Origin of the sequence: Streptomyces sp. NBC_00525 (assembly GCF_036346595.1) — a bacterium.
Lineage (GTDB): Bacteria > Actinomycetota > Actinomycetes > Streptomycetales > Streptomycetaceae > Streptomyces.
The window spans coordinates 4,018,225-4,030,431 of record NZ_CP107834.1; the positions used below are offsets into that span (position 1 = coordinate 4,018,225).

Annotated in this window: 8 protein-coding genes; 4 read left to right on the forward strand and 4 right to left on the reverse strand. The window is 72.9% G+C overall.

The window, feature by feature from the left end:
- Window positions 1-27: 27 nt before the first annotated feature.
- Both fusA and tuf read left to right on the forward strand, forming a co-directional pair.
- Window positions 28-2,157 carry an elongation factor G gene (gene fusA / locus OG710_RS17995; protein WP_330240246.1) on the forward strand — a complete coding sequence of 710 codons (2,130 nt, stop codon included), beginning with the start codon at window positions 28-30 and terminating at the stop codon, window positions 2,155-2,157.
- A gap of 160 nt (window positions 2,158-2,317) precedes the next feature.
- Window positions 2,318-3,511 carry an elongation factor Tu gene (gene tuf / locus OG710_RS18000; RefSeq protein WP_111337346.1) on the forward strand — a complete coding sequence of 398 codons (1,194 nt, stop codon included), beginning with the start codon at window positions 2,318-2,320 and terminating at the stop codon, window positions 3,509-3,511.
- A gap of 122 nt (window positions 3,512-3,633) precedes the next feature.
- Here the strand turns inward: tuf and OG710_RS18005 are convergent, their stop codons facing one another.
- The 3 genes from OG710_RS18005 to OG710_RS18015 all read right to left on the reverse strand — a co-directional run bounded on the left by OG710_RS18005 (window position 3,634) and on the right by OG710_RS18015 (window position 6,073).
- A complete protein-coding gene (locus OG710_RS18005) occupies window positions 3,634-4,719 on the reverse strand; it encodes a T3SS effector HopA1 family protein (protein ID WP_330240247.1) in 1,086 nt (361 codons plus the stop codon).
- Window positions 4,716-5,822, reverse strand: coding sequence for a class V lanthionine synthetase subunit LxmK (gene lxmK, locus OG710_RS18010; protein WP_330240248.1), 1,107 nt, complete (start codon window positions 5,820-5,822; stop codon window positions 4,716-4,718). Before lxmK ends, OG710_RS18005 begins: the two co-directional genes overlap by 4 nt.
- A gap of 68 nt (window positions 5,823-5,890) precedes the next feature.
- Window positions 5,891-6,073, reverse strand: coding sequence for a hypothetical protein (locus OG710_RS18015; RefSeq protein WP_330240249.1), 183 nt, complete (start codon window positions 6,071-6,073; stop codon window positions 5,891-5,893).
- A 245-nt stretch (window positions 6,074-6,318) separates the two neighbouring features.
- Here OG710_RS18015 and OG710_RS18020 point away from each other — a divergent pair, with 245 nt between their 5' ends.
- Window positions 6,319-8,541 (forward strand): peptidase domain-containing ABC transporter, encoded by a 2,223-nt coding sequence (locus tag OG710_RS18020; RefSeq protein WP_330240250.1) that lies wholly within the window; start codon window positions 6,319-6,321, stop codon window positions 8,539-8,541.
- A 6-nt stretch (window positions 8,542-8,547) separates the two neighbouring features.
- Here OG710_RS18020 and OG710_RS18025 read toward each other — a convergent pair whose 3' ends face one another.
- Window positions 8,548-11,490 (reverse strand): helix-turn-helix transcriptional regulator, encoded by a 2,943-nt coding sequence (locus tag OG710_RS18025; protein ID WP_330240251.1) that lies wholly within the window; start codon window positions 11,488-11,490, stop codon window positions 8,548-8,550.
- A 255-nt stretch (window positions 11,491-11,745) separates the two neighbouring features.
- Between OG710_RS18025 and OG710_RS18030 the strand changes: the two genes are divergently transcribed.
- Window positions 11,746-12,201, forward strand: a complete 456-nt coding sequence (locus OG710_RS18030) for a hemerythrin domain-containing protein (protein ID WP_330240252.1) — start codon at window positions 11,746-11,748, stop codon at window positions 12,199-12,201.
- The last annotated feature ends 6 nt before the right edge of the window (window positions 12,202-12,207 follow it).

A 12,207-nucleotide genomic window follows, 5' to 3' on the forward strand; every position in this document is an offset into this window, starting at 1 on the left:
ATCGAGACCGAGAGAAGACTGAGCCTTATGGCCACCACTTCGCTTGACCTGGCCAAGGTCCGCAACATTGGGATCATGGCCCACATCGACGCGGGCAAGACGACGACAACCGAGCGGATTCTGTTCTACACCGGTCGTTCGTACAAGATCGGGGAGACCCACGAGGGCTCCGCGACCATGGACTGGATGGAGCAGGAGCAGGAGCGCGGCATCACGATCACGTCCGCCGCGACGACCTGCCACTGGCCGCTCAACGATGTTGAGCACACCATCAACATCATCGACACCCCCGGTCACGTCGACTTCACCGTCGAGGTGGAGCGTTCGCTCCGCGTCCTCGACGGCGCCGTCACCGTGTTCGACGGTGTGGCGGGTGTCGAGCCGCAGTCCGAGACCGTCTGGCGCCAGGCGGACCGCTACGGCGTGCCGCGCATCTGCTTCGTCAACAAGCTCGACCGGACCGGCGCCGACTTCCTGCGCTGCGTCGGCATGATCGTGGACCGCCTCGGCGCGACCCCGATCGTCATGCAGCTCCCCATCGGTGCCGAGTCGGACTTCACGGGCGTCGTCGACCTGGTGTCGATGAAGGCCTTCGTGTACCCCGAAGAGGCCGCCAAGGGCGAGATGTACAACGTCCTCGACATCCCGGAGAACCTCCAGGAGCTGGCGGACGAGTGGCGCGGCAAGCTGCTCGAGACCGTCGCCGAGAACGACGACGCGATGATGGAGCTGTACCTGGAGGGCACCGAGCCCACCCAGGAGCAGCTGCACGACGCGATCCGCCGCATCACGCTCGCCTCCAAGGGCGGCGCCGACTCCGTCACGGTCACCCCGGTGTTCTGTGGCACGGCGTTCAAGAACAAGGGCGTCCAGCCCCTGCTCGACGCGGTCGTCCGCTACCTGCCTTCCCCCCTGGACGTCGAGGCCATCGAGGGCCACGACCCCAAGGACCCCGAGACGGTCGTCAAGCGCAAGCCCTCGGACGACGAGCCGCTGTCGGCTCTGGCGTTCAAGATCGCGAGCGACCCGCACCTCGGCAAGCTCACCTTCGTCCGGATCTACTCCGGTCGCCTGGACTCCGGCACCGCGGTGCTGAACTCCGTCAAGGGCAAGAAGGAGCGCATCGGCAAGATCTACCGTATGCACGCGAACAAGCGTGAGGAGATCGACTCGGTGGGCGCCGGCGACATCATCGCCGTGATGGGCCTCAAGCAGACCACCACCGGTGAGACGCTGTGCGACGACAAGAACCCGGTCATCCTGGAGTCCATGGACTTCCCGGCGCCGGTGATCCAGGTCGCCATCGAGCCCAAGTCCAAGGGTGACCAGGAGAAGCTGGGTATCGCGATCCAGCGCCTCTCCGAGGAGGACCCGTCCTTCCAGGTGCACTCCGACGAGGAGACCGGCCAGACCATCATCGGTGGTATGGGCGAGCTTCACCTCGAGGTGCTCGTCGACCGCATGAAGCGCGAGTTCCGCGTCGAGGCGAACGTCGGCAAGCCGCAGGTCGCGTACCGCGAGACGATCCGCAAGGCCGTCGAGCGCATCGACTACACGCACAAGAAGCAGACTGGTGGTACCGGCCAGTTCGCGAAGGTGCAGATCGCCATCGAGCCCCTCGAGGGCGGCGACGCGTCGTACGAGTTCGTCAACAAGGTCACCGGTGGCCGCATCCCCCGCGAGTACATCCCCTCGGTGGACGCGGGTGCCCAGGAAGCCATGCAGTTCGGTGTCCTGGCCGGTTACGAGATGGTCGGCGTCCGCGTCATCCTTCTCGACGGTGGCTACCACGAGGTCGACTCCTCGGAGCTGGCCTTCAAGATCGCCGGTTCGCAGGCGTTCAAGGAGGGTGCCCGCAAGGCGTCCCCCGTGCTCCTGGAGCCGATGATGGCCGTCGAGGTCACCACGCCCGAGGACTACATGGGCGATGTCATCGGCGACCTCAACTCCCGCCGTGGCCAGATCCAGGCCATGGAGGAGCGCAGCGGCGCTCGCGTCGTGAAGGGCCTCGTGCCCCTCTCGGAGATGTTCGGCTACGTCGGAGACCTCCGCAGCAAGACCTCGGGTCGCGCAAGCTACTCGATGCAGTTCGACTCCTACGCCGAGGTTCCGCGGAACGTCGCCGAGGAGATCATCGCGAAGGCCAAGGGCGAGTAACTCTCCCGAGCTCACGCTTTAGGCTTGTCACCGGAGCCCGTGGGGCATTCGTCGCGGAGGTCACACTTCGCGGAGAATGCCCTCGGGGGCCGGCATCCCAGCAAAGATCACCTGGCGCCGATGAAGCAAGGCGTACAGAACCACTCCACAGGAGGACCCAGTGGCGAAGGCGAAGTTCGAGCGGACTAAGCCGCACGTCAACATCGGCACCATCGGTCACATCGACCACGGTAAGACGACCCTCACGGCCGCCATTACCAAGGTGCTGCACGACGCGTACCCGGACCTGAACGAGGCTTCGGCCTTCGACCAGATCGACAAGGCTCCCGAGGAGCGCCAGCGCGGTATCACCATCTCGATCGCGCACGTCGAGTACCAGACGGAGCAGCGTCACTACGCTCACGTCGACTGCCCCGGTCACGCGGACTACATCAAGAACATGATCACCGGTGCCGCGCAGATGGACGGCGCCATCCTCGTGGTCGCCGCCACCGACGGCCCGATGCCGCAGACCAAGGAGCACGTGCTCCTGGCCCGCCAGGTCGGCGTTCCGTACATCGTCGTCGCCCTGAACAAGGCCGACATGGTGGACGACGAGGAGATCCTGGAGCTCGTCGAGCTCGAGGTCCGCGAGCTGCTCTCCGAGTACGAGTTCCCGGGCGACGACCTGCCGGTCGTCAAGGTCTCGGCGCTCAAGGCGCTCGAGGGCGACAAGGAGTGGGGCAACACCGTCCTCGAGCTCATGAAGGCCGTGGACGAGAACATCCCGCAGCCCGAGCGCGACGTCGACAAGCCGTTCCTGATGCCGATCGAGGACGTCTTCACGATCACCGGTCGTGGCACCGTCGTCACCGGCCGTATCGAGCGTGGTGTCCTCAAGGTCAACGAGACCGTCGACATCGTCGGTATCAAGCAGGAGAAGACCACCACCACGGTCACCGGCATCGAGATGTTCCGCAAGCTGCTCGACGAGGGCCAGGCCGGTGAGAACGTCGGTCTGCTCCTCCGTGGCATCAAGCGCGAGGACGTCGAGCGCGGCCAGGTCATCATCAAGCCGGGTTCGGTCACGCCGCACACCGACTTCGAGGCCCAGGCCTACATCCTGTCGAAGGACGAGGGTGGCCGTCACACCCCCTTCTTCAACAACTACCGCCCGCAGTTCTACTTCCGTACCACGGACGTGACCGGCGTCGTGACCCTCCCCGAGGGCACCGAGATGGTCATGCCGGGCGACAACACCGTCATGTCGGTCCAGCTGATCCAGCCGGTCGCCATGGAGGAGGGCCTCAAGTTCGCCATCCGTGAGGGTGGCCGGACCGTGGGCGCCGGCCAGGTCACCAAGATCGTCAAGTAAGTACTTGACCGTCTGACCTGGTAGCTCCGCACAGAGCACCAAGAAGGGCCCCGTCCCACCGTTCGCACGGTGGGACGGGGCCCTTCGCCGTATCCCGGCGCGTTACGCGGCCGGCGCGGCGTTCACAGGTTCCGCTCCGGGGCCGATGGCCTGATCCCGGCCCTGAGCAGCGCCACCCGCACCGTCGCCTCCCGCGATCCGGCCTCCGGGGCGCGGGCGTGGGCGAGGAGCCCCTCGGCGACGGCGGCCGCCCGGTGCTGCCCGAAGCTCATCCCGCGCCGGCCGGGCCGCGGGTCGGCCGGCTCCCGTGCCACCGCGACGCCGGGCGCGAGCCGGGCGGCGAACACCGAGGTCTCCACGCCGATTCCGGCGTCCTCCGCCCCCGCCGCCCCGCCCCGGCACCGCTCGACCGCGTCGGCCACCGTGTCCGCCGCATCGGCGTGGGCGTCCCCGAGGTAGACGACGAGCGCGTCGCGGCGCGGGTAGTGGCGGCGGTGCGAAAGGACCTTCGCCTGGTACGGCACTCCCAGCGCCTCCAGGGCGCCCAGCACCTCGCGCCAGACCGGTGCGGCGGCCTCGGGGCGGGTCAGGTGCACATAGACCCGGACCAGCCCCGCGCCCCCGTGCCGGGCCGCGCCGGGCGATCCGTGCACCAGCAGGAAGCCGGGCGACAGCCACGGCCGCACGGCCGGTACGTCGACGAGGACCGAGGCGCCGGGCGCGAGGTCCGGGCCGGTCACCGCCGAGCGCGGCACGCACAGCCGTACGCCGTGGTGCTCGACGACGACGCCCTCGCCGACCCGGCCGACGACGCCCTCGCCGCCCGGGTCAGTGCCCGGTGCGGCGGGGCCGGGCGCGATGCCGGTCACGGTGGCGGTGACGCGGGTCCGCCGGTGCGGGACGGCTTCGATGAGCGCGCGCTCCAGGTCGCCGCCGCCGCGGACCGCGCGCCGGGGGCGGGCTCCTTCGGGGGGCGGGGCCATGCCCGCGTGCCAGTCCTCGTACAGGACGGTCTGGAGGGCGGTACGGGCGTGCTGCGGCCGCTCGAAGGTGTGGGTGCGGCCGCCGACGGTGAACGTGCCGCCGGGGAGGTCCACGGTGACGGTGTCCAGGAGTGCCGCCAGGGCGCCGGGGAGGCCGGAGCGGTGGCCGGTGGGGGGTGCTGTCTGCGGGCCGGTCATGGTGCCGGTGGCCGGGCTGTCCGTCACGGTGCCTCCGTCAGTCCGAGTGCGCCGGAGGAGCGCTGGGGGGCGAGGATCATGGCGCGGCCGATGCCGGCCTGGGCGCGGTCGAGCGGGTGGAGCCGGTTCGCGTGGCGGGCTCCGGCGAGGACGCGGTCGAAGAGGTGCCAGCCGGTGCGGGCGGCGACCCCGGTGGGGTCGACCGGGCCGCGCAGCGCGCGGTAGGCGGCCATCAGCGCTTCGACGCCGGGCCGGATGCGGGTGAGGGCGACCCGGCCCCGGGCCATGATCGCGGTGTGGGCGGCGGCCGGGTCGTCCAGCAGGCTGTCGTCCAGGGTGTCGGTGAGGCAGCGCAGCGCGCGGTGGACGAGCTCGCCGACCAGGGAGCCCAGGTCCAGCTCGGGGTCGGCCGGGCGGAACTCCTCCCAGTCGGTGAGGTGGAGCCGGTCCCCGTGCAGCAGGAACTGGTCCAGGCGCAGGTCGCCGTGGCTGGGGACGAGCCCCGACGTGCCGCTCCGGGGGAGGGCGCGCAGCCCGTCCGCGAGGGCCGCGTCGTGCTGCAGCAGCGACCACAGCTCCAGCTCGGCGGCGCTGGAGGTCTGCCAGACCTTCTCGCTGAGGAAGTCCAGGAACCGCATGACCGGGGCCGCCGGGGCGTCCTCGGCGGTGTCCGGCGCGTCGGGCCAGGGCAGCATGTGGACCTCGGCCAGGGCGCGGCCCGTACGGCGGCAGAGGTCGAGCGGCAGGACGCCCTCCGGGGCGAGGTCGGCCAGCGACTCGGCGTCCTCCAGCAGCGCGAAGGCGGCCAGCCCGGAGGCGGGGCGCAGTCCGAGCAGCCGGGGGGTGTCCCAGCTGAGGTCCTGGTGCTGCCGGGCGGTCGCGTAGGCCCGGTCGAAGGCGGACGTGCGGGCGACGCGGCGGGGCACGTCCGGGCCGTTCATCCGCTTGACGAAGACGGCGGCGCCGGTGGTGGTCGGGCCGAACCAGTTGTCGTTGCGCCCGGCGTACGAACCGGTGTGCTCCGGCCGCAGGGTGCCGAGGCCCAGCTCGGTCAGGAGGGAGTCGACCTCCCCGGCGGCGTCGAGCGGGGGCGGTTCGAGGACCGTACGGCCCCCAGGGGTGACGGACACGGCAGAGCACTCCTCCTTCGGAGGGGCGCCGTGCGCCGGGCGGCGGCGCACGGCACCCGGTACCTGGATCAGGCGAGGTAGCAGGGGAGCGTGGTCAGCGTGGTCTCCGGGGTGAGGACGCTGACCTCGGTCTGGGTCAGCGTCAGCGTGGCGATGATCTGCGGCGAGGCGCCGGCGGCGACCAGTTCCTCGGAGTCCGCGTAGGTGCCGTAGCCGGCCAGCAGCTCGTCGATGTACTGCTCGTTCTGCATGGATCGCTCCTGGTGAAGAGGTGGTGACGGCGCCACCGGTGCGGCGCCGGGAACAAGCTAGGGCGGCCCCGGAGGGCTGGTATCCGGGAAACCCGCAGGGAAGCGCGGGGCCGGAACTGCGGGTTTCCACGATGTCCGGCGGGCGCCGGGGACGGACCATCGAGCGGCGCGGTGGATGCCGCGCCGCAGGTGTCACGCGCAACCCGTGCGGCCCGAACAGGCCGTCACAGTCCGGGAGTTCAGGCATGTTCCGTACGCTCCTCCGCAGGCAGGCCAGGGTGCCGTTCCGACAGCAGCTCGCGCAGACCGAGTGCGCGGCGGCCTGTCTGGCGATGGTCCTCGGCCGCTACGGGCACCAGGTGCCGGTCGCCGAGTGCCGCGAACGGCTGGGGCCGGGGCGCGACGGCGTCGGGCTGAGCCGGCTGGTGCGGGTGGCGGAGGAGTACGGCCTCGACGTCGCCACGGACACCTCCGCGCCGGACTCCTGGCAGCCCGGTTCACTGCCGCGCGTGGCGTTCCTGGCCCGGCACCACCTGGTCGTCGTCGAATCGGTGACCCGGCGCGGGGTGCGGCTGGCCGACCCCGGCATCGGCCGCTACGGGCAGAGCCACGAGGAGTTCCGGGAGGCGTTCGGGGGCGTCTCCTTCACGATGGCGCCCGGACCCGGCTTCGTACGCCGCCGCATGCCGTGGGGTCAGCTGCCGCTGGTCCGCTACATCCGCGAGTTCGTCGCGGCGCCGGGCAACCGGCGGCTGCTCGCCGTGATCACTCTGATCGCCGCGCTGCTCCAGGTGCTGGGGCTCGCGCTGCCGCTGGCCACCAAGGTCGCCGTGGACCGGATCGTGCCCGGCCGCGACGGCCTGGACATGCGGACCCTGACCATCGCCCTGTTCGGCACGGTGCTGCTCCACGGGGCGCTCGCGCTGCTGCGGCAACTGCTCATGGTGCGGCTGCGGGTGCGGTCGGACGGCGAGCTGACCCAGGGGTTCATCGACCATCTGTGGCGGCTGCCGATCAGCTTCTTCCTGCAGCGCTCGCGCGGCGACCTGATGCTGCGCGTGCAGAGCGTGTCCAGCACCCGCGAGATCCTCACCCAGCACCTGCTCACCGCCACGCTCGACGGCAGCACCCTGGTGATCTACGCGGCGATCCTGTCCGCGCTCGTCCCCGGCTACCTGCCCGTCGTGCTGCTGCTCGCCGCCCTCCAGGGCGCGGTGCTCGCCGCGGCGTACGGGAGGATCAAGCGCCTCGCGCAACGCGAACTGACCCTCCGCTCCGAGGAGCAGGGCTACCTCGTGGAGACCCTGGACGCGATGGTGCCGGTACGCGCCAACGGGGCGGGGGAGCGGGTCCGCGCGCACTGGCGGACCCTGTTCGACCGCTACCAGAAGGCGATGGCGACCCGCGCCGGCACGGCCGCCTGGGTGCAGGCCGCGCAGTCCACCCTCACGGTCCTGGCCCCCCTGATCCTGCTCTGGTGCGGGCTGCGCTTCGTGCTCGCCGGGCAGATGTCCCTCGGCACCATGCTGGCCGCCAACACGCTGGCCCTGTCGGTCCTGCACCCGGTCCAGAGCCTGGTGACCGCCACCCAGAGCTTCTCCACGATGCGCGCCCAGATCGAACGCGTCCACGACGTCCTGGACACCCCGCCCGAGACCCCCGGCCACGCGGCGCTCCCCGGCACCGGACCGCTCGCCCTCTCGCTGCGCGGCATCCGCTTCGGCTACCACAGCGACGCCACGCCGGTCCTCGACGGCGTCAGCGCCGAACTCCCGGCCGGCGGCAAGCTGGGCATCGTCGGCCGCACCGGCTCCGGCAAGAGCACCCTGGGCCTGCTCATGCTGGGCCTCCTGCGGCCGCAGCACGGTGAGGTCCTGCTCGACGGCGTACCCGTGCGGGACATCGACCCCGGCGAACTGCGGTCCGGTTTCGGGGCCGTCCTCCAGGAGCTGCGCCTGTTCAGCGGCAGCATCCGGGACAACCTCCTGCTCGGCCGGCCGGACGCCGACGAGGCCGCGCTCGTACGCGCCTGCGTCGTCGCCGGGCTCCACCACGACGTGCGGCGGCTGCCGATGGCGTACGACACGCCCGTCGGCGAGGGCGGCGCCGCGCTGTCCGCCGGGCAGCGCCAGCGCGTCGCCCTGGCGCGGGCGCTCATCCACCGCCCCCGGCTGCTGCTCCTGGACGAGGCGACCAGCCATCTCGACGCGCTCACGGAACAGCAGGTGGACGCGGCCCTGAGCGAGCTGAAGGTGACCCGCGTGGTGATCTCGCACCGGCTGTCGGCCATCCGCAACGCGGATCTGACGCTCGTCCTGGACGGCGGCCGCGTCGCCGACTCCGGTACGCACGCCGAACTCCTCGCCCGCCCCGGCCTGTACCGCGACCTGTTCGCCGCCCCGGCCCCGGCGCCCGTACGCGCCGCCCCCGGCGCCCCGGCCGTCCAGCCCGCCGGGGCCGGCGGGTGAACGGGGTCAGCGCGGCTCGGCGCGGTCCAGGGCGCGGGCCAGCGCGGCCCGGGAACGGATGCCCAGCTTCTGGTACACGCTGGTGAGGTGGGTCTCCACCGTGCGGACGCTGACGAACAGGCGCTGTGCGGTGGCCTGGTTGGACATCCCGTTCGCCACCAGGTCCGCGATCTCCCGCTCGCGCGGCGACAGCACCGACCGCCCGGCCCCGCCCCCCTCCGGCAGAACGGGCCAGGGCAGCACCGGCCGCCGCCGCAGCGCCGACACCGTGCGCGGCAGGAAGCCGTCCGCCTCGACCGCCGCCACCAGCGCGTGCGCCCCGGCCCGGCGGAACAGCGCCGGGCCCGCCGCCAGCGCCGCCGACGCCCGCTCGCCTTCCGCCGGGCCGCCCGCCAGGCTCGCGCAGCACGCCTCCAGGACCCGAGCCTGCCCGGCCCGCACCAGCTGCCCGGCCCGCTCGAACCCGACGGCGGCCGCCTCGCACGCCGACGCGGCCGACGCGACCTCCCCCCGGAGCACCAGCAGCCGGGCCCGCGCCTGGTCGGCGGCCGCCCGCGCCCCGCGCAGCCCCAGCTCGTCCGCCGACGCCGCGGCGCGCCGGGCCAGCGCGGCGACCGCCTCCTCGTCGCCCTCCTCCGCGTAGACGGCGGCGACCAGCTCGCACCGGTAGGCGAGCATCGGGTCCGGGCGGGCGTCGTCGTCCAGCCCGAGCAGCCGCACGGTCTCCGCGCCGCCCGGCCGCCGCCCGCAGGCGATGCCCACCTCGGCCTCGGCGTACACCAGGGCGGCCCGCCACCACACCACGGGCGGCTCCGGCAGGGTGCGCAGCAGGGTCAGCCCCTCACCGGCCGCCTCCGCGCCCCTGCTCCACAGCAGCGGGCGCAGCCGGAACGCCGCCGCCAGCGCCACCATCTCCGTCGAACCGGAGGCTGCGGACAGCTCGATCGCGGTGTCGGCCGCCGCCAACGCCTCCGCGAGGTCGTCGGTGGTGGCGTACAGACAGGCGCGCAGGGTGTGCAGATGCGGCAGGAGGTAGTGCTGCCCGTGCAGCCCGGCCGCGCCCACCGCCTGGTCCAGGCGGAGCTTGGCCTTCTCGTACCGCTCCAGGAAGAAGCCCGCCCAGCCGAATTCCGGCACCACGCTCAGCGTGCGCAGCCGGGCCGGTTCGCTCAGCCGCTCCCGGAGCCGGGCCGCGTCCTCGATGCCCCGGCGGGCGCCGTCCGTGTCCCCGGCGGCCATGGCGCACATCGCGGCCAGGACCGCGGGCCCGAGCGACTCCTCCGCGTCGGTGCTGCGGTCCCGCAGCAGGGCGGCCCGGTGCGCCGCCTCCTTGACCCGGCCGTTCATCAGCTCGATGCGGGCGAGTTGCAGCTCGGCCCCGTCACCGTGCGGGAGGTCCGCCTGCGGCAGGGGCGGTGTGTCGAGGACGGCCGTGTCCGGGGCGGTGTCCGGGGCCGGGCCCGCCGCTCCGGCCGGTCCGGCGGCCGCGGAGAGATCGGTGAGTACCTCGTACGCGCTGTCCGTCCGGCCCTGGAGCCGGTCCATCAGCGCCAGCAGCGCCTGTGCCTGGCGTCCCGGCGCGCCGGACGCGGCGAGCGCCGGGCGCAGCACCGCCCGCGCGTCGCCGAACTCGCCCCGTACGGCGAGTGCCCGCCCCAGGTCGATCGCCAGCTCGTCGCGTAACCGAGGCTCACCGCCCTGGTGGGTCATCGCGTGCAGGCCCTTGCTCAGCCAGCGCTTGCTGAGTTCCGGGGCGGTCGGCAGCGCGGAGACCGCCGCGCGGGCGAGCTGCGCCAGCTCCTGGGTCTCCACCTCGGGCAGGGCCTGTTCCAGGTGCGCGGCCCACTGCGCGGGCTCCCTGCTGTGCCGCATCAGATGGGCGGCGGCCCTGCGGTGCGCGGCGGCCCGCCAGGCCGGGCCGAACTGCCGGTACGCGGCGAGGTGCCCCAGCGGGTAGACGAAGCGGAACCGGCAGTCCGCGACCTCCAGGTAGCCGCGCTGCACCAGCAGGTCCAGCTCGGCCGTGACCTCCTCGGCCGGCAGCTCCGCCACTGCTGCGACCTCGCGCGGGGTCACCTCGGCCCCGAGCACCGCCGCCGAGGCGAGGACCTGGAGCGTCGGGCCGGGCAGCCCGTCGAACTCCCAGCGGATCGCGGTCGCCTCGCCGTCGGCGCGCGGCGGGCGGCGGTGCGCCGGGCGGGCCGGTTCGGACCACTCCCAGGCGCCGGGCCGGCCGCCGTGGCGCGGGTAGCCGGCGGCCAGTTCGGCCAGCCGGTCGGCGGGGAGGCCGGACAGCAGCCGCAGATGGCGCGGGTTGCCCCGGCTCAGCCGGGCCAGCAGCGCGCGGTCTCCGGGCGGCACGTCCGGCAGCATCCGCTCCGTCTCCGCCGCGTCGAGCGGGGGCAGCGGCAGATGCAGCGCGCCGACCGCGCTGAGCGTACGGGCCAGCCCGTCCGGGCACTCGCCCTGCCGGTACGCGAGGACGAACACGGGCGCGTCGGCCGGACCCGGCATCCGCAGCAGCCGTTCCAGCACGGCGAGCGATTCGGTGTCCGACCACTGCATGTCGTCCAGCACCACGGCGGCCCTCGGCGCGGCGAGCGCGGCCCGCACGGCCTCCGCGACGCGCAGGTGCGCGTGGTGGCGGGCGGCCCGCTCCTCGGGACAGCCGGCCGACGCCCGCGCCAGCGTCTCGGCGGCCTCCGTGTCCTGGACGGCGTCCAGCAGCATCCCGTAGGGGACCGTCCGGTAGGCGAGCGCCCCGTACGCGCCGCGCACCGCGCGCCCGGCGGCGCCGGCGAGCCGGGTCCAGTCCTGGAGGAGCCGGGACTTGCCGATGCCGGGCGGGCCCTCGACCACCGCGACGCGCCGCTGTGCGTCGTCGTCGAGGAGCCCGGCGAGTGCGCGGAGCGCGGACGCGCGCGATGCGAGAGGCTCGTACTGCTGCACGGCGATGTCCCCCTGTACGCGACATGGCGCCGGGGCGGGAGGCGAACGCCGGGTCGAATTTTCGCCGAATCCGCTCACGGCGTGCACATTCCACCATGGGTGATCGGACATGACCAGACCGTGCAGGCGGAGGCCGTGCGACGGCAGGCCGTGCGACGGCAGGCCGCGCGAACCGGATGCGCGCGATCCGCCCCCCGCGGCGGCGCCGCGCATCGGCGACCGGCAAAAAGCCGCATATCTGGCAGAGTTGCGCACATGTGCCACTACTGCGGCTGCCGTGAGATTCCGCTGATCAAGGAGTTCATCGCGGAGCACGAGTCCGTCACCGATACGGCGGGCGCGGCGCTGCGCGCCCTGGACAACGGCGACCAGGCCCGCGTCGCGGAGCTGGTGGCCCGGATGGCACGGGAGCTGGTCGCCCACTGGCGGGGCGAGGAGCGGGGCCTGTTCGCGGTGATGGGCGAGGACCCGGAGTACGCGGACTACATCGACGCGCTCGTCGCCGAGCACCGCGAACTCGGCGCGTTCCTCCGCCGGATCGACCTGGACCGCGCCGAGGACGTCGTACGGCTGCGCGAGGCGGTGGCCGAGCTGTACCACCACATCGCGAAGGAGGAGGACGGTCTGTTTCCGGCCTCGCTCACGGCGCTGACGGGCGAGGAGTGGAACCGGTCGATGGCGGCGTGGCGCGAGGCGCATCCGGCTGATTGACGGCTT